Origin of the sequence: Pseudomonas saudiphocaensis (assembly GCF_000756775.1) — a bacterium.
In the GTDB taxonomy this organism is placed as follows: Bacteria; Pseudomonadota; Gammaproteobacteria; order Pseudomonadales; family Pseudomonadaceae; genus Stutzerimonas; species Stutzerimonas saudiphocaensis.
The window spans coordinates 3,425,087-3,445,911 of sequence record NZ_CCSF01000001.1; the positions used below are offsets into that span (position 1 = coordinate 3,425,087).

Genomic DNA, 20,825 nt, shown 5'->3' on the forward strand with positions numbered 1-20,825 from the left:
ATGGCAGCAGCGTCCTATATTGACCCGCAGCAGGGAGTGTCGGGCCTGCTTTTGGAACACTTGCGGCCTTTTTAATGAGCAGCCTGCAAAGCTTTCATGGAGATACTGATGTACAAGCTCTGTTTTTATGTGCCCGAGAGCCATCTGGAAGAGGTCAAGGACGCTGTGTTTGCCGCAGGTGGCGGGCGCATCGGTGACTATGACCGCTGCAGCTGGCAGGTACTTGGGCGTGGTCAGTATCGACCACTGGAAGGCAGTCAGCCGTTTCTTGGCCAGGAGAACCAGGTGCAGCTGGTTTCGGAGTGGAAAGTGGAGCTGGTCGTCGCCGACGAGCTGATCCACGACTGCGTCAAGGCGCTCAAGCAGGCACACCCCTATGAAACGCCGGCTTTCGATGTCTGGCGGCTGTCGGATATGGTTTTCTGAACGCAGAACAACCAGAGCTCATTCGGGTTGTTGCATCACATGCTTTTGCGCGAGGCAGATGCTTTTTGTAGGGGCGGGCTTGCGAGCTTTGGACGGCCACCGGGATGGAAAACAAAGGCTCGTGGACAAGTCCGCTTCGGCTCCTGAGCTAGCCGACGGCCCGGGCCCTACGGCCTGATTTCGATCAGCGTGCCGTCTTTCACCAGGTTCCACACCTCGCGCATATCGTCGTTCTTCAAGGCAATACAGCCCTCGGTCCAGTCGAGGGTGTGGAAGAACCACTCGGGGTATTCCTCATCCAGCGGGGTGCCGTGCAGCATGATCATGCTTCCGGGAGAGGAAATGCCTTCGCTACGAGCACGGGCCAGGTCCCGGGCGTTGGGGTAGGAGATGTGCATCGCCAGGTTGAATTTGTCCGAGGTCTTGCGCCAATCGATCCAGTACAACCCTTCTGGTGTACGTTGATCACCTTCGCGTTGTTTGGGGCCGGGCTGCTTGCCAAGCGAAACGCGATAGCTTTTCAGCGGGACACCGCGGCTGAGCAGATATAGCTGGCGCTCCGATTTGACTACCAGAACCTTGTCGATAAAAGCGCCCTCCAAAGTCGGTGTGGCCGACGCATGCGACAGCAGGGAAAAGGAGAGGCAGACAATCGCTAACAGCCAGCGCATTCGATGTTTTCCTGGGGTGTGTTGTGTGCCACAGCAGATATTGTCAGGCGCCACGCTGGTCGGTGGCCTGAGGTCGGCGAGGGGCTATTCTAGGGGCTTTTCCCGCTCCGCTGCGAGCGCTGTTGTGCGGCGCAGAGCCGGTTTACCGGTTGCGGTGGTGGCTGCTGACATAGCTTCTTTTGACCTTGGCCGTCTTGGGCGCCTCGTTGATCCATGCCATGATGTTGGACAAATACGCAAAGAGATTTTTCATGCTGGACACTATTCTCCGACGAGTGCGTGACTATTCCCCGCACCTTCTGGAGCCGGAAGGCCGCTTGCCAGAAGCAGCGGTGCTGATGCCGGTAACCCGCAGCGAAACGCCCGAATTGGTGCTTACGTTGCGAGCCAGCGGGCTGTCTACACATGGCGGCGAAGTGGCATTTCCGGGTGGTCGCCGCGACCCTGAAGATGGTGATCTGGCGCAAACCGCTCTGCGCGAGGCCGAGGAGGAAGTTGGGCTGGCGCCGGGTATGGTCGAGATCGTTGGGCCGCTCAGCAGCGTCATTTCCCTGCATGGCATCCACGTCACGCCCTATGTCGGCATCGTGCCGGACTTTGTCGAGTACCGCGCCAACGATGCGGAAATTGCCTCGGTGTTTTCCGTACCTCTGGATTTCTTCTGTCACGACCCACGCGAGTTCACGCATCGTATCGATTACCAGGGCGGCGCCTGGTATGTCCCTTCTTATCGTTATGGCGAATATCAAATCTGGGGGCTGACGGCGATCATGATCGTCGAGCTGGTCAACCTGGTGTACGACGCCGGTATCGAATTGCGACAGGCGCCGGCTTCCTATATCCATCTAACAAAAAACAAGAGGTAAGCCTGTGAAATATCGTCTTGGCGAGTCCCGAGTTGAAACTCATCCCGAGAGCTGGGCTGCACCCGGCGCCACCTTGATCGGCAAGATTCGTCTCGATGCCGGTGCCAGCGTCTGGTTCGGCGCGGTACTGCGGGGCGACAATGAGTTGATCCATATCGGCGAGAACAGCAACGTCCAGGACGGAAGCGTGCTGCATACCGATATGGGCCATCCGCTGACGCTCGGCACCGGCGTTACCGTAGGCCACAACGCCATGCTGCACGGCTGCGAAGTGGGCGATTACAGCTTGATTGGCATCAACGCCGTGATTCTCAACGGAGCGAAGATCGGCCGCTACTGCATCATCGGCGCCAATACCCTGATCCCGGAAGGCAAGGTTATTCCCGACGGCTCGCTGGTAGTCGGTTCGCCCGGCAAAGTGGTGCGTGAGCTGACCGAGGAGCAGAAGAAAATGCTCGAAGCCAGTGCCGCGCATTACGTGCAGAACGCTCAGCGCTATGCGCGCGAGTTGGTGGAGCAGAACGATTGAGTTCTGAAACGAGCGAGAAGCCGGTTGCTTCGCCCTGCGTGAGCATCTGTGCCTTGGACGAGACGGACATCTGTATCGGCTGCCAGCGGAATGTCGACGAGATCATTCGCTGGAGCCGGCTGAACAACACTGAGCGGCGTGAAGTGTTGCAGCGCTGTCATGAGCGGGCCCGCGAGCGTGGTCAGCTGTTGTAAACATCAAATTTGCTAATGAGGAATTCCATGCCACGTATCGGCACTCCGCTGTCTGCCAGCGCTGTTCGCGTTCTGCTGTGTGGCTCCGGCGAACTGGGCAAGGAACTGGTGATCGAGCTGCAACGCCTGGGCGTTGAGGTGATCGCCGTGGATCGCTACGCCGGCGCGCCGGCCATGCAGGTCGCGCACCGTCATCATGTCATCGACATGCTCGATGGCGCAGCGTTGCGGGCGATCATTGAGCTGGAAAAGCCGCACTACATCGTTCCTGAGATTGAGGCCATTGCCACCGCGACGCTGGTCGAGCTGGAAGCCGAAGGCTTTACCGTGATTCCCACCGCGCGCGCCGCGCAGCTGACCATGAACCGTGAGGGCATCCGCCGTCTGGCCGCTGAAGAGCTGGGATTGCCGACCTCGCCCTATCGCTTTGCCGACTCCTTGGAAGATTGCCGCAGCGCCGTGCTGGCCATCGGTTTTCCATGCCTGATCAAGCCGGTGATGAGCTCGTCCGGCAAGGGTCAGTCGATACTGCGCAGTGAGGCGGATATCGAGACCGCCTGGAACTACGCCCAGGCGGGTGGGCGTGCCGGCAGGGGGCGGGTGATCGTCGAGGGCTTTATCGACTTCGATTACGAAATTACCCTGCTGGCGGTTCGTCATGCCGGTGGCACCACATTCTGTCAGCCGGTCGGGCATCGCCAGGAAAAAGGTGATTACCAGGAGTCTTGGCAGCCCCAGTCGATGACTGCGGGCGCCATGGCCGAGGCCGAGCGCATTGCCCTGTCAGTCACCGAGGCCCTGGGTGGGCGGGGTGTTTTTGGTGTCGAGCTATTCGTCAAGGGCGATCAGGTGTGGTTCTGCGAGATTTCTCCGCGGCCCCACGATACCGGACTGGTGACGCTGGTATCCCAGGATCTGTCCGAATTCGCCCTGCATGCGCGGGCCATTCTTGGTCTGCCGATTCCGGCCATCCGCCAGTTCGGCCCATCGGCCTCTGCGGTGGTGCTGGTGGAGGGCGAGAGCAGGCAGGTCAGCTTTGGCAACCTGTCTGCTGCGCTGGCTGAGCCGGATGCCGCACTGCGCCTGTTCGGTAAGCCCGAGGTCAGTGGCCAGCGGCGCATGGGCGTTGCCCTGGCGCGTGATGAGTCCATCGAGGCTGCCCGTGCGAAGGCGTTGCGGGCGGCAGAGGCAGTCGATATTCAGCTGTAACTGGCTGGATGGCGAGAGTATAGGCTCGGGCCTGCATCCTCCTATTCGCCTGGAGAATTTCCAAGCGGATAGGAGGGAGATTCGCAGCGATTGCTTTTAGATATGCAGGATAAATTCGCGAACCAGTTTGCTGCCGAAGTAGGCAAGCATCAGCAGGCAGAAGCCCGCTAGCGTCCAGCGAATGGCTTTGTAGCCGCGCCAGCCGAGACGGTGGCGACCCCACAGCAGCAGGCCGAAAACGATCCAGGCAACCACCGAGAGCAGCGTCTTGTGGACCAGATGCTGCGCGAACAGGTTGTCGAGAAACAGCCAGCCGGTGAGCAGCGAGGCCGATAGCAGTATCCAGCCAGCCAGGAGGAAGCCGAACAGCAGGGTTTCCATCGTTTGCAACGGTGGGAAGTTCTTGATCAGTCCTGACGGGTGCTTGTGCCGGAGATGGTGATCCTGCAGAAGCAGCAGCAGAGACTGGAATACGGCGATGGTGAGCATCCCGTAGGCCAGGATGGAGAAAAGAATGTGCGCAAGAATGCCCGGATCGCCGTTGATGGCCGGCGCCGTGCCGGAGGGGGCGAACTGGGCGAAAAGTACCGCCAGACAACTTAGCGGGAATAACAGCAGCAGCAGGTTCTCCACCGGCATGCGAGACAGCGCGAGCAGGATCAGCAGCGTTACTGCCGCTGCGATCAGGCTTGAGGCGGTAAAGAAATCCAGGTGCAGGCCGCTGGGCGAAAGCAGCTGAATGAAAAGGCTCACGCTGTGGGCGATCAATGCCAGCACGCCGATGGCGGCCAACAGGCGTTTGTCCGGCGTCGCTTGTTGCGCCAGTCGCAGGCCCTGATATCCGGTTATGCCAGCGTAGAGACAGGCGGCAGCCAGGCTCGGTAGCAAAGGGTGCATAGTCTTTTAACAGGCTCGAAAGTTGCTGAGTGTGGCACAAACCCCTGAGCTTCAAAAGCACAGGGGAAGGGCGCGATTGTCGCTGTATCCGACACTCGCTACCGTGCATGGTTTGGCTATCTATACCAATAGCGGCGATGATGGGGTACCGGCGCAGGCTCCGCAGCTTCTATAATCGCGCCCCTTAACCACATTTCAGCGTGGAAAACGGCTCATGTTTGAAAACCTAACCGATCGCCTCTCGCAAACGCTTCGCCATGTCACCGGCAAGGCCAAGCTGACCGAGGACAATATCAAGGACACCTTGCGCGAAGTGCGGATGGCGCTGCTTGAGGCGGACGTCGCGCTGCCGGTGGTCAAGGATTTCGTTGCCAGGGTCAAGGACCGGGCCGTCGGCACCGAGGTTTCCAAGAGCCTGACCCCAGGCCAGGCGTTCGTGAAGATCGTCCGCGCCGAGCTCGAAGAGCTGATGGGTGCGGCCAACGAAGACCTGGCGTTGAACGTGGCGCCCCCCGCCGTTGTACTTATGGCCGGCCTGCAGGGTGCGGGTAAGACCACTACGGTAGGCAAACTCGCGCGCTTCCTGCAGGAGCGCAAGAAGAAGACCGTTATGGTGGTGTCGGCTGACGTCTATCGTCCTGCGGCCATCAAGCAGCTGGAAACGCTGGCGGCCGAAGTCGGTGCGACCTTCTTCCCATCGGATATCAGCCAGAAGCCGGTGGAAATTGCCCAGGCAGCGGTCCGCGAGGCCAAGCTCAAATTCATCGACGTGGTGCTGGTGGATACCGCCGGCCGCCTGGCCATCGACGCCGAGATGATGGCCGAGATCCAGGCCGTGCACGCGGCTATTAACCCGGCTGAAACCCTGTTCGTGGTCGATGCCATGACCGGTCAGGATGCGGCGAACACTGCCCGCGCCTTCGGTGAAGCGCTGCCGCTGACGGGTGTGGTGCTGACCAAGGTCGATGGCGATGCCCGTGGGGGGGCGGCGCTGTCGGTGCGCCAGGTGACCGGTAAGCCGATCAAATTCCTCGGTATGGGTGAGAAGAGCGACGCGCTCGAGCCTTTCCATCCGGACCGCATCGCCTCGCGCATCCTCGGAATGGGTGATGTGCTCAGCCTGATCGAGCAGGCCGAGCAGACCCTGGATCGGGAAAAGGCGGAGAAACTCACCAGGAAGCTGAAGAAGGGCAAGGGCTTCGATCTGGAAGACTTCCGCGACCAGCTGCAGCAGATGAAAAACATGGGCGGCCTCGGTGGCCTGATGGACAAGCTGCCTTCGATCGGCGGCATGAACCTGTCCCAGATGGGCGGCGCCCAGGGTGTGGCAGAGAAACAGTTCAAGCAGATGGAAGCCATCATCAACTCGATGACGCCTGGCGAGCGGCGCAATCCGGACATCATCAGTGGCTCGCGCAAACGCCGCATCGCCATGGGGTCCGGCACCCAGGTGCAGGATATCGGGCGTCTGATCAAGCAGCACAAGCAGATGCAGAAGATGATGAAGAAGGTCGCCGGCAAGGGCGGCATGACCAAGATGATGCGCGGTATGAGCGGTATGTTCCCCGGTGGCGGGATGCCCAAGTTCTAACCTGCGCCGCAAACCGCGCAGTCAGCGGGAAGGGTTTCTTGATTCGGCTTTTGCATTTACTTGTGGCTGCGGCTTGATGCTTGCCGCTTTTACTCGTAAAATGCGCGGCCTTTCGGGCCATAGGCCCATTTTAAGTGTGTGCCTTAAGTTAGCACCGACTACAGGAACGATGTTCACATGGTAACTATTCGTCTCGCCCGTGGCGGCTCCAAGAAGCGCCCTTTCTACCACCTGACCGTGACCAACAGCCGCAACCCGCGCGATGGTCGCTTCGTTGAGCGTATCGGTTTCTTCAACCCGATTGCTTCGGGTGCTGAAGTGAAGCTGTCCGTCAACCAGGAACGTGCCAACTACTGGCTGAGCCAGGGTGCACAGCCGTCTGAGCGTGTTGCTCAGCTGCTGAAGGATGCTGCCAAGGCCGCTGCCTGAAGCGCATGAATACAACGTCAGCTCCGGCCGAAGATTTGATCGTAATCGGCAAAATCGTTTCGGTGCATGGCGTGCGTGGTGACGTGAAGGTCTATTCCTTTACTGATCCCATCGACAATCTGCTGGGTTATCGCAACTGGACGCTCAGGCGAGGTGGCGAGGTCAAGCAGGTTGAGCTGGTCAAAGGGCGCCTCCAGGGCAAGATTCTGGTGGCTACGCTCAAAGGGTTGAGTGATCGGGAAGAGGCGCGTACCTACGCGGACTTCGAGATCTGCATCCCCCGCAGCGAACTTCCGCCATTGGCCGGCGATGAGTATTACTGGTACCAGCTTCAAGGGCTGACGGTCATAAACCAGCTTGGGCAAATGCTCGGCAAGGTCGACCATCTGCTTGAAACCGGCGCCAACGATGTCCTGGTGGTCAAGCCGTGCGAAGGCAGCCTGGATGATCGTGAACGTCTGCTGCCCTATACCGACCACTGCGTGTTGAAGGTCGATTTGGACGCAGGCGAGATGCAGGTCGAGTGGGACGCGGATTTCTAAGCGATATGTCCGGTCTCCGCGTTGAAGTCATCAGTCTGTTCCCGGACATGTTCGCTGCTGTGTGCGACTACGGTATTACCAGTCGCGCGGTGAAGCAGGGGCTGCTCCAGCTGAAGTGCTGGAATCCGAGAGCCTATACCGAAGATCGTCACCAGACGGTGGATGATCGCCCCTTCGGTGGCGGGCCAGGCATGGTGATGAAGATCAAGCCGCTGGAGCTTGCACTGGCAGATGCCAGGCAGGCCGCAGGCGAGAAGGCGAAGGTGATCTACCTGTCGCCGCAGGGGCGTCAGCTGAAACAGGCCGATGTCCGTGAACTGGCGAAGGAGGAAGCACTCATCCTCATCGCCGGGCGTTACGAAGGCATCGACGAGCGCTTTATCGAGGCGCATGTCGATGAGGAATGGTCGATTGGCGATTACGTGTTGTCCGGTGGTGAGCTGCCGGCCATGGTGCTGATCGATGCGGTGACCCGCCTGCTCCCCGGAGCACTGGGTCATGCTGATTCTGCCGAGGAGGATTCGTTTACCGACGGCCTGCTCGACTGCCCGCATTACACACGACCGGAGGTGTATGCGGATAAACGTGTTCCAGAGGTGCTGCTCAGCGGCAATCACGAACACATCCGGCGCTGGCGCTTGCAGCAGTCCCTTGGAAGGACCTGGGAACGCCGTGCCGATCTTCTGGATAGCCGCTCGCTTTCTGGGGAAGAACAAAAGCTGCTGAAGGAATACATCCGTCAGCGGGACGATAGTTAACGTATCGATGGCAGGCCGGAAGGGCTTGTCTCAGGAGCACACAGCATGACCAACAAGATTATCCAGATGCTCGAAGCCGAGCAGATGACCAAAGAACTGCCTCCGTTCGCCCCCGGCGACACCGTGATCGTTCAGGTCAAGGTGAAGGAAGGCGATCGTGAGCGTCTGCAGGCCTTCGAAGGCGTAGTGATCGGCAAGCGCAACCGCGGCCTGAACAGCGCCTTTACCGTGCGCAAGATCTCCAGCGGCGTAGGCGTTGAGCGTACTTTCCAGACCTACAGCCCGATGGTTGACAGCGTGATCGTCAAGCGCCGCGGTGACGTGCGCAAGGCCAAGCTGTACTACCTCCGCGCGCTGTCCGGCAAGGCAGCACGTATCAAGGAAAAGCTGTCCTGAGGGCTGCTCCCTTGCAAGAAAAAAGCAGCCTTCGGGCTGCTTTTTTTATGCCTGCAATTTTGCCGGCGTGACCGTTCGTCATTTACTCGGGTGCACCTGCAATCCCTGGTCTAAGTTGAGATCTCAACTCACTACATAACAAAGGGTTGCGTGATGAAGCTTGAAATGGCGCGAGGTCTGTTTTTTGTCGGTGCGCTGGGGGTCGTCACGCTGTGCGCGGTCGCCTGGAGCGAGCCCGATGCCAGAGTCGTGGCGCGCGGCGATTTAGCAGGCTACTGTCCGGTGCCGCGTCTGATTCAGGCTTCCCCAGTTGAAACGCGGCCCGACCATGATCTGCTGCTGTTTATCTACAGCATGTCGCAAAGCCTGGTTGGGCGAGGCTGAGGCTGAGGCTGAAAACGACCTTATAGCGCTCAGCAGATCCTCAAACCAGGCGCAAATGGTTGTCCCAGAGGCCGGCTGGCAGCTCCAGCGGCGTGCTGACAACACGCTTGCTGCTGCAGTCGAGCAATCTGCAGCGGCCCTGGCCGGCGCTCACCACGAAACCCTCTTTCGTTGCCGAGACACCTGCGCAGTCGGGTAGATGAATCTCCTGGCGCAACTCGGCACTGTCCAGATCCCAAAGCAGAACCTTGTTGCCCCGCGGTGCGGTTACTGCCAGCAGACGCAGCTCGTCGTGGATTGCCAGGCTGGCGGTGTACTGGTTCATTGTTAGACGCTGCGCTTCGCTTACGGGGAAGGGCTGGAATGCTTGTCCAGGGCGCTTGATCGCCAGCAGCGGCGCCTGATCCAGGGGATCGCCTTCATACTGCTGCCCGGACACCACGGTGCCGTCGGCGGCGACTGCCAGGTGGCGCACGCTATTCATCCGCTCAGGTAGCTGCTCTTTGCTGATCAGTGTGCCGTCGCGGTGCAGCAATACCAGGCTCGGTTCCATGGCATCGAGGTTCATCATATCGCGGCTGTCGGCTTCGGTGCGGATGCCGCCGTTGGCAATCACCAGCGTCTCGCCATCGGGCATCCAAAGCAGTTGATGCGGGCCGATGCCGTGGGTCGGGTGTTCGCCGGTGCGAACCAGGCGCTGCTCTTCCAACCGGTAGATGCCGAGCACGCCGCGCCCGGCATCGCGAGTGTCGTTCTCGGTGGTGTAGAACCAGTCGCCACTGGCATGGAACACGCCGTGGCCGTAGAAATGCCGATCATCAGGAGTTGCTAGAACCTGCAGCAGGCTGCCGTCGCGGGTGTCGATCAGGTAGCTCTCGCGGCTGGGGCGGCGCCCGACGAACACTGCCAGGGGCAAATAGGGATGAGCGTGCACATCATGGCAGCGCTCGTTCACAAGGGTAGCGAACACGCAGCTGCCATCGAGCCGGTAACCCACCGCGTAGTGGCGGCCATCGGCATCGTTGCGTGCTGACAGCAGAAGCGGCTGTTCACCATGACTGGACAGCGCCCAGCCGCCGATGGCGGACGCTGCGACAAAGGCACCGCCAAGGCCTAGAAAAACACGTCGTTTCACTCAGTCACCGTCGTGTGCGTTGAAGCCGATCTGTACACCCAGCGCCTTGGCCAGTTCGTTTTGGTGCAGACGGTGCAAGGTGTCGATATTGCGGTACAGGGTATCGAGCTGTTGGCGTCCGGCTTCGTCGGCAAGCAGGACGCTGAACGGCTGGTCGAGCCCGGCCAGGTGTTGACGTGTCGTGGCATAGGCCGCCTCGATGCGGCTGGCCAGTTCTGCCTGATCGTCTGGAACAAGGTGCTTCAGGCCTTTGTCAGGCTGACCCTGCCAGAGCTGCTGAGCGCCTGCGATGGCGGCATCGAGGCTGTCCAGCGTGGCATCGCTGCGCCAGGCTTCGGCCTGGAACGGCTGCGGATAGCCCTTGGTCTGGCGGCCGAGCGGGGCGCCGAGCTTTTTCTTCAGGCCGTCCAGCGCGGTGACTTGTACGCGAAGGACGTCGGCAATGGCCTCTGCCGATTCGGCATAGCGCTCATTGGGAAAGTTGCTTAGCTGCGCCAGCATGCCGTCCTTGCTCTGCCAGGCCTGCAGGATGTCGGCGCCCAGTTGTTGCTGGTGCTCGCCTATGGCCTGTAGCAGCGGGCAATAGCGCGACTTGGTGGAGGTGTCGCTCAGATCGACGGCCTGGTCATACAGGATGTATTCGTAGGCCGAAAGGCCCTGCACGACGACGCTGGCGTTTTCCAGATCGGCACGGGTCAGGTCGGGCTTGTTCTTCAACAGCGCAGTGACCTGACGCCCGACCAGATTCTTCTTGTCCGGCCAGAACTGTACCTGCCAGGCGCGATTGCCTTCGCCCATGGGGCCGACCAGCAGCGGCTGCAGTTCAGCCCAGGCCAGCTGTGCCTCGATAAAGGCCTGACGCGCGTCATCCAAGCTCTGGCTGTCGCTGCAAAATGCCTTGCCGCTGGCCGCCATGCGCTGGTTGGCTTCGGCCCAGTGGCTGTAGGCCGGCAGCAACACGCCGCTGGCCAGGGCCTCGCTGGTTTCGCTAAAGGGATCGGTCGGCGTACAGGCGCTGAGCAGCAGGCCGAAAGCGGCAGCGGCTGTGGTGTGCAGAATCGGTTTGAGGGACATAGGATTCCTTGGCTTCTGGAAATGGAGCATCAGAGCGACTCGAGAAAGGCAAGCAAGGCGTTACGCTGTTCGGCGTTGAAGCCGAGTACCAGCTGCCGCGAGCGTTCGGCTTCACCGCCATGCCAGAGCACGGCTTCAAGCAGGTTGCGCGCGCGTCCGTCATGGAGGAACTGGGTATGGCCGCTGACCGCTTGCGTCAGGCCGATTCCCCAGAGCGGCGGCGTGCGCCATTCGCTGCCGCTGGCTTCGAATTCCGGTCGGTTGTCGGCCAGACCTTCGCCCATGTCGTGCAGCAGCAGATCGGTATAGGGGCGGATCAGTTGGTGGGCCAGTTCCGGCTCTTCGGCCTCGCCGGTGGTAAATGTCGGGGTGTGGCAGCTTTGGCAGCCGGCCTGGTGGAATAGAGCCTTGCCAGCCAGGACTTGAGGGTCGTCCACGTTACGCCGGGCCGGTACGCCGAGGTTGCGGGTATAGAAAGTGACCTGGGCGAGGATGTGGTCGCTGACTTCCGGCTCACCGCCGTCAGGCAAGGCGCGGCACCCGGCCTGCTGCTCGGTGCAGTTGCTGCCGCTGAACAGGCTGCTGCTCAGGCCCATGTCGTTGAAGAAAGCGTCGGCATTCTGCTGGGCGAGATTCGGTTGGCCAGCTTTCCAGCCAAAGCGCCCGACCACCGTCTCCCCCGTGAGCTGATCGTAGACCCGGTTTGGGCGACCGGAAATGCCGTCGCCATCCAGGTCGTCGGGGTCGGCGTTGTCCAGCAGAGCAGCCTCGGGGATGGCTTCCAGCAGACCGAGGCCGATCATTTGCGGCGCTACACGAATGGAAAACTGGGTGTCGGGGTGCAGCGGGCCGTAGCCGGGCTCGCTGATTTCCAGCTGCGGGGTGCGTAACTCCACTTCGAAGCCGTCGGCGAAGCGCTGCGTATGGGTGCCATAGCTGAGGCGGACCTTGCCCTCCGGTACCACACCAGGGATCGCCATGTCCTGTAACTGGCCGCCATAGACAGGTTCCGGTGCAATGCCACGCTGCCTGAGCACTTTAGCGTGTTCCGGGCCGGCGGGAATCGACAGCCGCACCAGCATGGAGACGGCATTGCCACTGCCGGCCTGCGCTGGATGGCCGCGGCCGTCCTTGATGTGGCAGTTCTGGCAGGCATTGGTATTGAGCAGCGGGCCCAGACCGTCGCGAGCGGTGGTTGAAGCGGGCGCGATGACCCAGGGGTTTCTGAAGAAACTGTTGCCGACGCTGAAGTCCAGCCGCCGCACTGGCGAAAGGTTGGCCGATGGCATGGAGAAGGCGTTCTGGTCGAACTTCATCACCGTGGCGCTGCCCGCTGAGAGCGCTTCCCCGGGCTCAGCTTGCTCGAAGTGCGGCGTCTGCTCTTCACAGGCGACAAGACCCAGCGCCAGAAGCAGGGCGGCAGTGGAGCGAAAGAGCGGGTGCATCGGGAGATCCTGGGCCTTGAAGGCCGGCATTCTAGCAGCTCACTCAAATCTGAATAAGAGGGATTTGCATTTAAGCGGCGCGGGCGAATGGGGGTTTGCTTGTAGAGCTGGTGCGGCAAGAAAGACAGAGAGGGCGGCATTGCGCCGCCCTTCCGGATGCAGAATAGGATCAGAACTCGTGATCGGCAGTATCGGGGTTCAGGTCGCTGATACCGAGCGCGGCTGCGGCCTTCTCGATGGATGCGGTCTGCTGCACCAGAGCGGCAATGGCAGCACGGACCTTGTCCTGGCCTTCGCTGTTGTCCGGCGCGATCAGTTGGTCGAAGGCTTCGCCGTTCTCTGCGCTGACCACCAGCACCTGCAGCTTGGCATCGGTGGTTTCCAGATCGGTCTTCAGCGTGGAGTTCACCTCCGGGTCTATGCCGTCGACCAGCGAGGCGAGGCTCGGGCCGCTAAGCAGGCTGCCGTCGACCCGCTGGTATTCGCCAAGGTAAACGTTGCGGATGCCGCGAGCGTTGTAGTAGTGGGAGTTGTGGGTGTTGTCGCTGAAGCAATCGTGCTCGTCTTCCGGCGAGTTGGCTTCCAGGGCGACCTTCATGCGCTCGCCGGCCAGTTCGCCGAGGGACAGGCTGCCCATGCCGAACAGCATTTTGCGCAGGCCGTTTTCGGCAGGCTCGCTCTCCAGACTGGCGCGGTAGTTGCCGGCGGTGTTCGGAGCCCATTCGGCAACCATCTCTTCGAGGTCACTGACCAGCAGTTCGGTAACGGCCTTGAGGTAGGTGCGGCGGCGGTCGCAATTGTCGCCAGTGCAGCCTTCGCCTTCGAGGTAGTCGCTGGCTGGGCGGTTGCCGGCACCGGCTTCGGTGCCGTTCAGGTCCTGGCCCCAGAGCAGAAATTCGATGGCGTGGTAGCCAGTGGCGACGTTGGCTTCGGAGCCGGCCAGCTCGTTCAGGCTGGCGAGCAGTTCGCCGGTGATCTCGCTCACGTCAAGGGTGTCTTCGCCGATCTGCAGCTGCTGGTTGGCGATGATGTTGGCGGTGGCGCCGGGGTTGCCCAAGGCGTGCTGATAGTCACCCTCGACATAGTCGATCATGCCTTCATCCAGCGGCCAGGCGTTGACCTGACCTTCCCAATCATCCACAACCGGGTTGCCGAAACGGAACACCTCGGTCTGCATGTAGGGCACGCGTGCGGCCAGCCAGGCGTCCTTTGCAGCCTGCAGCGTTTCATCGCTGGGGCTGGCGAGCAGGGCATCGATGGCTTTCTGCAGTTGCACGGCGGTGCTGTGGGCATCCCTGAAGATCGCATGGGCGAGGTCAGCGTAATGGCTGACCACCGCCTGTGCTGCTTCCTCGTTCAGGGCCTTGGCCGCCTTTGCCGCGGGCTCGCTCTGGGACGTCGTGGGCGGCGTGGCAGCCTGTTGGGCTGGCGCTTTGTCGTCGCCGCAACCTGCGAGTGAAATAGCGACAGCCAGGAGGCTGGCGGTGGCCCAGAGAGGAGTACGTAGCATGGCGGGTTCCTTTGCTTGCGGTAGGGGCTCGATGTTCGCAATATGACCATCGGAAGCCGATCATAATGCGAAAGATTTTCATTTTGTACAAAGAAATTGCGTGCTGTGCTTCGCGCATCGTTTCGCTTTGGCCGACGCCGCTAGAATGCTCGTCTTTCAAATCCGGACTTCATGGAGAAGCCTGATGAGCCTGAGCGCAGTAGTCGTGTTGGTTGTGCTGTTTCTCGCTGCCGCGTATGCGGTGATCCTTTATAACGGCCTGGTGCGCCTGAAGCATGGCGTCGGCAAGGCCTGGGCCAATATCGATGTGCTGCTGCGCCAGCGCCATGAGGAGTTGCCCAAGCTGGTCGAGACCTGCAAACAGTACATGCAGCACGAGCGCAGCACGCTGGAGCAGGTGATCAGCGCCCGCAACGCCGTTTCCGATGCGCGTCAGCAAGGGGATATCAGTGCTCTGGGGCAGGCGGAAACGGGACTTCGGGCCGGGCTTGGTCGCCTGTTCGCCTTGGCCGAAAACTACCCGGAGCTACGCGCCAACGAGAGCTTTCGCCACCTGCAGCAGCGCATCAGTGGCCTGGAAAGCGGCATCGCCGACCGCCGCGAGCTGTACAACGAATCGGTCAACCTGAACAACGTGCGCATCGAGCAGTTCCCTGATGTGCTGCTGGCGCGGGCGTTCGGCTTCGGTTCGGCAGAGCTGCTGCAGTTCAGCGAGACGGAAAAGGCCGACGTCGATCTCAAGACGCTGTTCGGCTAGGCAGAAGCGGGCATGGACAGCGGAGAGCTGCTGCTGGTGGGGTTCGGTGTGGCGATATGTCTGGCCGGTGGCTGGCTTTGGGTAAGCCGCTGGTCGAAGGTGCGCCATTTGCTGGATACGCCCACTTCACGAATTCGCTCGGCGGCGCAGGGTTATGTCGAGCTGAGCGGTATTCTTCATGAGCTTGCCGAGGTTCCGCCGCTTCAGGGACCACTGACCGGCAGCCCCTGTCTTTGGTGGCGCTATCGCATCGAGGAATATCACTCCAACGGCAAGCAGAGCAGCTGGCGCGTCCTCGAGCAGGGCAGCAGCGAACGCCCGTTGCGCCTGGCCGATGCCACGGGCGAATGCCTGATTGATCCGCGCGGCGCCGAAGTGTGGCCTGCGCGGCGTCAGCGCTGGAGCGGCAATCTGCGCCATCCCAGGGGGCTGCCGCCGACGGGCGTGCTGGCCTGGCTCACCGGCGGACGCCGCTATCGTTACACCGAGGAACGTCTGCACGCCGGTGAGCCGCTGTACGCCATCGGTGATTTCTCCACCGTAGGTGGCGGCCGGCAGGGCTTCGATCGGCAGGCCTCCAAGATGCAGATTCTCCGGGAGTGGAAGGGCGATTACGCCGGCCTGCTGAAACGTTTCGACAGCAACGGTGACGGCCAGCTCGACCTGGCCGAATGGCAGCGCGTGCGCCTGGCCGCGAGACTTGAAGCCGAGGATCGTCACCGTCTGGCCAGCACCCGCCCCGCGCAACACCGTTTGGCGCGCCCGGCGCAGCGCCAGCCGTTCGTGTTATCCAGCCATGGCGAGGAAGTTCTGGCGCGGCGCTATCGTTGGCAGGCTTCTGGCGGTGCCTTGCTGTGCCTGTGCGGCGCACTGCTCCTGGCTTCCAGGCTGGCCTGAGCAGCGACTCACAGCATTTCGGGATTGACGGGTTGTTCGAAGAATGAGTGCTGCAACAGGCCGAGCAGCTCTGTTGCAGGCAGCGGCTTGCTGTAGTGGTAGCCCTGGCCTTCGTTGCAACCTTCTTCGATGAGATAGCGTTCCTGCTCTGCCGTTTCCACACCTTCGGCAATGACCAGCATGCCCAGGCTTTTGCCCAGCTGGATAATGGCCCGGACGATGGTTGCATCGCCCTCGTCGGTGCCCATGTCACGCACGAAACTCTTGTCGATCTTGATCTTGTCCAGCGGCAGATTCTTCAAATAGCTGAGGGAAGAGTAGCCAGTGCCGAAGTCGTCGATGGCGATCAGTGCTCCCGAGCGGCGCAGGCTATGCAGGTTGTGGCTGGCCGCGACAATATCCTCCATCAGCCCGGTTTCGGTCACTTCCAGCTCAAGGCTCTCGGCCGGCAGGCCATAGTTTTCCAGCAGCCCGCGGATGGTTCCCGGCAGTTCGGCATGGTGTAGCTGCACGGCAGACAAATTGACCGCCATGCGCAGATCGCTGAAGCCCAGCTGATGCCATTCCTGCAGTTGCCGGCAGGCCCGGTCCAAGACCCACTCGCCGATGGCAATGATGCTGCCGCTCTGCTCGGCGAGTGGAATGAAGACATCCGGTGGAATGAACTTGCCGCTTGGGTGCGACCAGCGCAACAGGGCTTCGACGCCGGTGATGCGCTTGAGGCGATAATCGACCTGCGGCTGGTAGACCAGATGAAATTCGCCGCGTTTGACGGCCTCGGCCAGGTCCTTCTGCAGTTCGCGACGCTCGCGCATCTCGCTGTCGATGCTGGCAATGTAGAACTGGTAGCGGTTGCGCGAACGGCTCTTCGCCAGCGTCATGGTCTGCTCGGCTTTCTGCAGCAGCTTCTCCGTGCTGTTGCCGTCTTCGGGGTAGAGCGTGATGCCGATGGTGGCGCGTAAGCGGATCGGCTTCTGGTCGAGGATGAACGGGGTGTCCAGGTTGTCGAGGATTGTCTGCGCCAGTTCGGCGACTGCGTCAGGTTGCTTGAAACCGGTCATCACCAGCACGAACTGGTCGCCACCAAGGCGCGCCAGCGCACTGGTCTGGCCGCTCAGCTTGCGCAGGCGATCGGCCATGGCAATCAGCAACTTGTCGCCGCTCTGGTAACTGTGTTGCTCATTGATGCTCTTGAAGTCGTCCAGCCCCAGGCACAGCACCGCTACCGGCCGTTGCAGCCGATCGGCTTCGCTGAGGATATGGCCAAGCTGCTGCTGCAACTGCAGGCGGTTGGGTAGGCCGGTAAGAAGGTCATAATGCGCCATACGCTGCAGGCTGCTTTCGGCCGCGTGGCGCAATCGCATGTTGTGTTCGATAGCCGAGAGCAGCCCGTTGGCGGTTTCCACCCACAGCCCCAACTCATTTTTCTCGTGGCCCTTGAGCATCGGCAGTTTGTATTCACCCGGATGGTCGGGGTTGATGCGCGCCAGATGCTCGACGATCTTGGTCAGTGGTCGCGTCAGCAGCCACTCGTAGATCAGGTAAAGCACCAGGCCCAGCGTCGCGGCACGCAGCAGGCCGAGGCAGAACAGCAACACAGAATTTTCAACGAGTGTCTGGCCGTAGGGTGCTGTATCGAGGGTGATATGCAGGTCGCCGTAGTGCTCGCTGGCTGGCGGGCGGCCCACCAGCGAGACGGAAAACTCCCGCTCCTGCCCCAGGATCATGTCAGTCAGCCAGCGTGTTGACGCCTCTATCGGTGGGCGGGTCTTGTAGGCCAGGGGATCATCGTCAGCGTGACCGATGAAGGCCGTGCGAATCGACTCGTGCTGAAACAGGCCCTCCATGACCTGCCTGCCCATTTCCCGGTCCAGGCTGTAGATCGCCTGGGTGGAGGGGTCGCGACTCATGCGCAGGATGCGCTGTGCGTCGGCTTCGATCAGCTGGTGGGTTTTATAGGCGTCAAAAACGATCTGTACACAACTCAGCACCAGCCCGACGGCCAGCGCCGACAGCAAGACCACACGTAGCAGTTTTCGCGAGAGTCTGTTGCGCAGTTCGGTCAAGAGAGAATCCTTTTTCCGGGCCGGTACTCGTCTGGCCGTTGAAAAGCCACCTGCTTGGGCAATGTGTCGTTAAAGGAGGCTCGCCTCGCCTGCCTCGCACCTCTTCCAACGCTTCATGACCTGCATTGACAGTAGCAGAAGCGTGGCATGCCGGAGCGGGATATGGCAAATGCCCATCATTCAGTAGGCGCTGCTGCAGTCGCTGGACGCCAGCGACGTGCGGCGCATCACAACCTTCTCCAGTTCGGCGACGAAGAACACCAGCAACCCGGCGCCGATTACCTTTAGCCACTCCACGGGAGTCAGTGCGGTCGAGCCGAACAGGTCCTGCATCAGCGGCGTATAGGTGAAGGACAGCTGCAGCAGCACGCAAGTGCCGATGGCCAGCAGCACATAGGGATTGCCGGTGAGGCCGGCGCGGTTGACCACCGGAGCGAAGATCGAGCGGCTGTTGAGCAGGTAGAACATCTCGGCCATGACCACCGCGTTGACCGCCAGGGTGCGCGCGGTTTGCAGATCGCCTGTGGTGTTCATTTCCCAGAGAAACAGGCCAAGGGCGCCCGTCATCATCAGTACCGAGACCATCAGCACTCGCCAGACGAAGAAGCCCGAGAGCAGCGCTTGCCCCGGTGGGCGCGGGCGGCGGGTCATGATGCCGCGCTCGGCGGGCTCGAAGGCCAGTGCCAGGCCCAGGGTGCCGGAGGTCACCATATTGATCCACAGCACCTGCGCCGGGGTCAGCGGCAGGGTCAGCTCGAACAGAATGGCAGCGATGATCACCAGCGCCTCGCCGCCATTGGTGGGCAGCATGAAGAGAATGAACTTCTTCAGGTTGTCGTAGACTGCACGGCCTTCGCGCACCGCCGTGGCGATGGTGGCGAAGTTGTCATCGGCCAACACCATGTCGGAGGCTTCCTTGGCCGCCTCGGTGCCCTTCAGACCCATGGCGATGCCGACATCGGCCCGCTTTAGCGCCGGGGCATCGTTGACCCCATCGCCGGTCATGGCCACCACCTGACCCGAGTCCTGCAGCGCTTGCACCAGGCGCAACTTGTGTTCGGGGCTGGCACGGGCGAAGACGTCCACGTTCTGCACTGCCTGGCGCAGGCTGGCGTCGTCCATCAGGGCGACTTCGGCGCCGGTGATGGCCGGCTTGCCGATGCCGATATCCAGCGCCGCGCCAATGGCGCGGGCCGTCTCGGCATGGTCGCCGGTGATCATCTTCACCTGGATGCCGGCACGGTGGCAGTCGGCAACGGCGGCAATGGCCTCCTCACGCGGCGGGTCGATGATGCCCACCAGCGCCAGCAGGCAATAACCGGACTGCATATCCTCCATGCCGAGTTGGCCATGCAGCGGTCGCGCCTGTTTGTAACCCAGCGCCAGCAGGCGCAAGCCGCGCGCGGCGATGTCGGTGGCCATGCGCCGCCAGTAGTCGGGGTCGAGCGGCTGGTCGCCGGTTGTGCTCAGCTGACGATCGCACATGTCCATGACGCGCTCGGGCGCCCCCTTGACGAAAATCCAGGGTGCACCGTCCTGGTCCTGGTGATAGGTCGCCATAAAGCAGTGCTGCGATTCGAAGGGGATCGAATCCAGGCGCGGCCAGGCTTCAGCGGCGAGCTTCGCGGTCAGTCCGGTCTTGCCGCCCAATACCAGCAGCGCGCCTTCGGTGGGATCACCGTCGATGTGCCACTGGCCGTTTTCTTCGTGCAGCCGGGCATCGTTGCAGAGCACGCCGCTGCGGATCGCCAGCGCCAGCGGCGGATATTGCTCGGGGGCGACCGGCTGGCCGCCGAGGTTGCATTCGCCCTGCGGTGCATAGCCGACGCCGCTGACCTCGAAGTGCTGCTCGGCGCAGACCACACGCTGCACGGTCATCTCGTTGCGGGTGAGGGTGCCGGTCTTGTCCGAGCAGATCACCGTCACCGAACCCAGGGTTTCCACCGCGGGCAGGCGTCGAACGATGGCGTTGCGTCGGGCCATGCGCTGCACACCGAGCGCCAGGGTAACGGTCATGATCGCCGGCAGACCCTCGGGAATCGCCGAGGCAGCCAGGGCGATGGCCATCATGAACATCTCTGCGGCCGGGTGCCCGCGCCAGAGTGTGCCGAGCATGAAGGTGGCGGCGCACAGGGCGAGGATCACCAGCGCCAGGATGCGACCGAAGCGATCCACCTGGCGCAGCAGCGGCGTGGCCAGCTGGCGAATGCCGCTGAGCATCTGGTTGATCCTGCCCAGCTCGGTGGCGGCGCCGGTAGCGACGACGATGCCGGTGGCCTGGCCGAACACCACCAGGGTCCCGGAATAGGCCATGCCGTGGCGATCACCCAGAGCGGCGTGTTCGGCAACGGGATCAACCGTCTTGTCCACGGGCAACGATTCGCCGGTCAACGCCGCCTCGTCCACGCGCAGCTCCTTCACCGTGATCAGGCGCAGGTCCGCCGGTACGCGATCACCGGACGCCAGCAGCACACGGTCACCGGGTACCAGCTCGCTGGCATCGATCTGTCGCCGGCTGCCGCCGCGAATTACCGTGGCGTGGGTCGGCAACATTGCGCGAATGGCGACCAGCGCGGCTTCGGCCTTGCCTTCCTGGATAAAGCCTATGATGGCATTGATCACCACCGCGCCCAGCAGCACGCCGGTATCGACCCAGTGACCGAGCGCAGCGGTGACCACTGCGCTGGCGAGCATCACGTAGAGCAGGATGTTGTGAAACTGCGCCAGCAGGCGCATCAGGGGGCCGCGAGTCTTCGGCGGCGCCAGGCGGTTTTCACCGTATACGCTGCGCCGTGCTACGGCCTCCGCTTCGCTCAGGCCTGCCGCAGCCGATTGCAAGCGCTGCTCGACCTCAACCGCCTCCATTGTGTGCCAGGCCGGCTGGTCCTGTGCGCTGGTTTTGGTGTCTGAGCGGTGGCTCATCGTGACTTCCTCGTTTGCGGCAGGCTGGTTGTATGAGCCTAGCCAAGCGGTTCCGGGAAGCATTGACTTCAAGCAGAAAACGGATGATTTCCGGGGCAGTTGCCTTTGTAGTCGTAAACAAAAAACT

The 20,825-nt window shown here is 61.7% G+C and carries 21 protein-coding genes; 13 read left to right on the forward strand and 8 right to left on the reverse strand.

From position 1 onward, the window contains the following. The first annotated feature begins 108 nt into the window (after positions 1–108). Positions 109–426, forward strand: a complete 318-nt coding sequence (locus tag BN1079_RS15930) for a YqfO family protein (RefSeq protein WP_037026116.1) — start codon at positions 109–111, stop codon at positions 424–426. A gap of 167 nt (positions 427–593) precedes the next feature. Here the strand turns inward: BN1079_RS15930 and BN1079_RS15935 are convergent, their stop codons facing one another. Further along, on the reverse strand, positions 594–1,097 hold the full coding sequence (locus tag BN1079_RS15935) for a L,D-transpeptidase family protein (protein ID WP_037026118.1): 504 nt from the start codon (positions 1,095–1,097) through the stop codon (positions 594–596). Between the two features lie 251 nt (positions 1,098–1,348). Between BN1079_RS15935 and BN1079_RS15940 the strand changes: the two genes are divergently transcribed. From BN1079_RS15940 to purT, 4 genes are read left to right on the forward strand one after another with little or no spacing between them, the layout of a single operon-like run. Beyond that, a complete protein-coding gene (locus BN1079_RS15940; protein ID WP_037026120.1) occupies positions 1,349–1,963 on the forward strand; it encodes a CoA pyrophosphatase in 615 nt (204 codons plus the stop codon). Positions 1,964–1,967: 4 nt separating this feature from the next. Further along, positions 1,968–2,492, forward strand: a complete 525-nt coding sequence (locus BN1079_RS15945; RefSeq protein ID WP_037026122.1) for a gamma carbonic anhydrase family protein — start codon at positions 1,968–1,970, stop codon at positions 2,490–2,492. Beyond that, the gene (locus BN1079_RS15950) at positions 2,489–2,686 is read left to right on the forward strand and encodes a DUF1289 domain-containing protein (protein WP_037026124.1); all 198 of its coding nucleotides are present in this window, start codon (positions 2,489–2,491) and stop codon (positions 2,684–2,686) included. Before BN1079_RS15945 ends, BN1079_RS15950 begins: the two co-directional genes overlap by 4 nt. 27 nt (positions 2,687–2,713) lie before the next feature. Further along, a complete protein-coding gene (gene purT / locus BN1079_RS15955) occupies positions 2,714–3,895 on the forward strand; it encodes a formate-dependent phosphoribosylglycinamide formyltransferase (RefSeq protein ID WP_037026133.1) in 1,182 nt (393 codons plus the stop codon). Between the two features lie 96 nt (positions 3,896–3,991). On the opposite strand, the gene BN1079_RS15960 is transcribed toward purT, so the two are convergent. Continuing rightward, positions 3,992–4,792, reverse strand: a complete 801-nt coding sequence (locus BN1079_RS15960; protein WP_037026134.1) for a cytochrome C assembly family protein — start codon at positions 4,790–4,792, stop codon at positions 3,992–3,994. Positions 4,793–5,006: 214 nt separating this feature from the next. Here BN1079_RS15960 and ffh point away from each other — a divergent pair, with 214 nt between their 5' ends. From ffh to BN1079_RS15990, 6 genes are all read left to right on the forward strand, one after another. Continuing rightward, complete coding sequence (gene ffh, locus BN1079_RS15965) at positions 5,007–6,383, forward strand: signal recognition particle protein (RefSeq protein WP_037026135.1); 1,377 nt, start codon at positions 5,007–5,009, stop codon at positions 6,381–6,383. Positions 6,384–6,560: 177 nt separating this feature from the next. Next, positions 6,561–6,812, forward strand: coding sequence for a 30S ribosomal protein S16 (gene rpsP / locus BN1079_RS15970; RefSeq protein WP_037026136.1), 252 nt, complete (start codon positions 6,561–6,563; stop codon positions 6,810–6,812). Positions 6,813–6,817: 5 nt separating this feature from the next. Continuing rightward, positions 6,818–7,354: a ribosome maturation factor RimM gene (rimM, locus tag BN1079_RS15975; RefSeq protein WP_037026137.1), complete on the forward strand. Its 537-nt coding sequence runs from the start codon at positions 6,818–6,820 to the stop codon at positions 7,352–7,354. 5 nt (positions 7,355–7,359) lie between these two features. Beyond that, positions 7,360–8,112, forward strand: coding sequence for a tRNA (guanosine(37)-N1)-methyltransferase TrmD (gene trmD / locus BN1079_RS15980; protein ID WP_037026138.1), 753 nt, complete (start codon positions 7,360–7,362; stop codon positions 8,110–8,112). Positions 8,113–8,157: 45 nt separating this feature from the next. Next, positions 8,158–8,508, forward strand: coding sequence for a 50S ribosomal protein L19 (rplS, locus tag BN1079_RS15985; protein WP_037026139.1), 351 nt, complete (start codon positions 8,158–8,160; stop codon positions 8,506–8,508). Between the two features lie 153 nt (positions 8,509–8,661). Then, positions 8,662–8,892, forward strand: coding sequence for a hypothetical protein (locus BN1079_RS15990; RefSeq protein ID WP_037026140.1), 231 nt, complete (start codon positions 8,662–8,664; stop codon positions 8,890–8,892). 40 nt (positions 8,893–8,932) lie between these two features. Here the strand turns inward: BN1079_RS15990 and BN1079_RS15995 are convergent, their stop codons facing one another. The 4 genes from BN1079_RS15995 to BN1079_RS16010 all read right to left on the reverse strand — a co-directional run bounded on the left by BN1079_RS15995 (position 8,933) and on the right by BN1079_RS16010 (position 14,056). Then, positions 8,933–10,027 (reverse strand): DUF1513 domain-containing protein, encoded by a 1,095-nt coding sequence (locus tag BN1079_RS15995; RefSeq protein WP_037026142.1) that lies wholly within the window; start codon positions 10,025–10,027, stop codon positions 8,933–8,935. Further along, complete coding sequence (locus BN1079_RS16000; RefSeq protein WP_052114501.1) at positions 10,028–11,101, reverse strand: imelysin family protein; 1,074 nt, start codon at positions 11,099–11,101, stop codon at positions 10,028–10,030. 29 nt (positions 11,102–11,130) lie between these two features. Beyond that, positions 11,131–12,546 (reverse strand): di-heme oxidoreductase family protein, encoded by a 1,416-nt coding sequence (locus tag BN1079_RS16005; protein WP_037027021.1) that lies wholly within the window; start codon positions 12,544–12,546, stop codon positions 11,131–11,133. Between the two features lie 169 nt (positions 12,547–12,715). After that, the gene (locus BN1079_RS16010; RefSeq protein ID WP_037026144.1) at positions 12,716–14,056 is read right to left on the reverse strand and encodes an imelysin family protein; all 1,341 of its coding nucleotides are present in this window, start codon (positions 14,054–14,056) and stop codon (positions 12,716–12,718) included. A 184-nt stretch (positions 14,057–14,240) separates the two neighbouring features. Here BN1079_RS16010 and BN1079_RS16015 point away from each other — a divergent pair, with 184 nt between their 5' ends. Both BN1079_RS16015 and BN1079_RS16020 read left to right on the forward strand, forming a co-directional pair. After that, on the forward strand, positions 14,241–14,813 hold the full coding sequence (locus BN1079_RS16015) for a LemA family protein (protein WP_037026147.1): 573 nt from the start codon (positions 14,241–14,243) through the stop codon (positions 14,811–14,813). A 12-nt stretch (positions 14,814–14,825) separates the two neighbouring features. Next, complete coding sequence (locus BN1079_RS16020; RefSeq protein ID WP_037026148.1) at positions 14,826–15,710, forward strand: GIDE domain-containing protein; 885 nt, start codon at positions 14,826–14,828, stop codon at positions 15,708–15,710. Positions 15,711–15,718: 8 nt separating this feature from the next. Here BN1079_RS16020 and BN1079_RS16025 read toward each other — a convergent pair whose 3' ends face one another. Then, entirely contained in the window at positions 15,719–17,776 is a 2,058-nt protein-coding gene (locus BN1079_RS16025; RefSeq protein WP_037026149.1) for a putative bifunctional diguanylate cyclase/phosphodiesterase, read from the reverse strand. Positions 17,777–17,956: 180 nt separating this feature from the next. After that, on the reverse strand, positions 17,957–20,698 hold the full coding sequence (locus BN1079_RS16030) for a cation-transporting P-type ATPase (protein ID WP_037026151.1): 2,742 nt from the start codon (positions 20,696–20,698) through the stop codon (positions 17,957–17,959). Between the last annotated feature and the right edge of the window lie 127 nt (positions 20,699–20,825).

What these genes read in the sequence shown, in the direction of transcription:
- BN1079_RS15930 (WP_037026116.1), top strand. Translation starts at nt 109, where the DNA reads ATGTACAAGCTCTGTTTTTATGTGCCCGAGAGCCATCTGGAAGAGGTC.
- BN1079_RS15935 (WP_037026118.1), bottom strand. Translation starts at nt 1,097, where the DNA reads ATGCGCTGGCTGTTAGCGATTGTCTGCCTCTCCTTTTCCCTGCTGTCG.
- BN1079_RS15940 (WP_037026120.1), top strand. Translation starts at nt 1,349, where the DNA reads ATGCTGGACACTATTCTCCGACGAGTGCGTGACTATTCCCCGCACCTT.
- purT (WP_037026133.1), top strand. Translation starts at nt 2,714, where the DNA reads ATGCCACGTATCGGCACTCCGCTGTCTGCCAGCGCTGTTCGCGTTCTG.
- BN1079_RS15960 (WP_037026134.1), bottom strand. Translation starts at nt 4,792, where the DNA reads ATGCACCCTTTGCTACCGAGCCTGGCTGCCGCCTGTCTCTACGCTGGC.
- ffh (WP_037026135.1), top strand. Translation starts at nt 5,007, where the DNA reads ATGTTTGAAAACCTAACCGATCGCCTCTCGCAAACGCTTCGCCATGTC.
- rpsP (WP_037026136.1), top strand. Translation starts at nt 6,561, where the DNA reads ATGGTAACTATTCGTCTCGCCCGTGGCGGCTCCAAGAAGCGCCCTTTC.
- rimM (WP_037026137.1), top strand. Translation starts at nt 6,818, where the DNA reads ATGAATACAACGTCAGCTCCGGCCGAAGATTTGATCGTAATCGGCAAA.
- trmD (WP_037026138.1), top strand. Translation starts at nt 7,360, where the DNA reads ATGTCCGGTCTCCGCGTTGAAGTCATCAGTCTGTTCCCGGACATGTTC.
- rplS (WP_037026139.1), top strand. Translation starts at nt 8,158, where the DNA reads ATGACCAACAAGATTATCCAGATGCTCGAAGCCGAGCAGATGACCAAA.
- BN1079_RS15990 (WP_037026140.1), top strand. Translation starts at nt 8,662, where the DNA reads ATGAAGCTTGAAATGGCGCGAGGTCTGTTTTTTGTCGGTGCGCTGGGG.
- BN1079_RS16000 (WP_052114501.1), bottom strand. Translation starts at nt 11,101, where the DNA reads ATGTCCCTCAAACCGATTCTGCACACCACAGCCGCTGCCGCTTTCGGC.
- BN1079_RS16005 (WP_037027021.1), bottom strand. Translation starts at nt 12,546, where the DNA reads ATGCACCCGCTCTTTCGCTCCACTGCCGCCCTGCTTCTGGCGCTGGGT.
- BN1079_RS16010 (WP_037026144.1), bottom strand. Translation starts at nt 14,056, where the DNA reads ATGCTACGTACTCCTCTCTGGGCCACCGCCAGCCTCCTGGCTGTCGCT.
- BN1079_RS16015 (WP_037026147.1), top strand. Translation starts at nt 14,241, where the DNA reads ATGAGCCTGAGCGCAGTAGTCGTGTTGGTTGTGCTGTTTCTCGCTGCC.
- BN1079_RS16020 (WP_037026148.1), top strand. Translation starts at nt 14,826, where the DNA reads ATGGACAGCGGAGAGCTGCTGCTGGTGGGGTTCGGTGTGGCGATATGT.
- BN1079_RS16030 (WP_037026151.1), bottom strand. Translation starts at nt 20,698, where the DNA reads ATGAGCCACCGCTCAGACACCAAAACCAGCGCACAGGACCAGCCGGCC.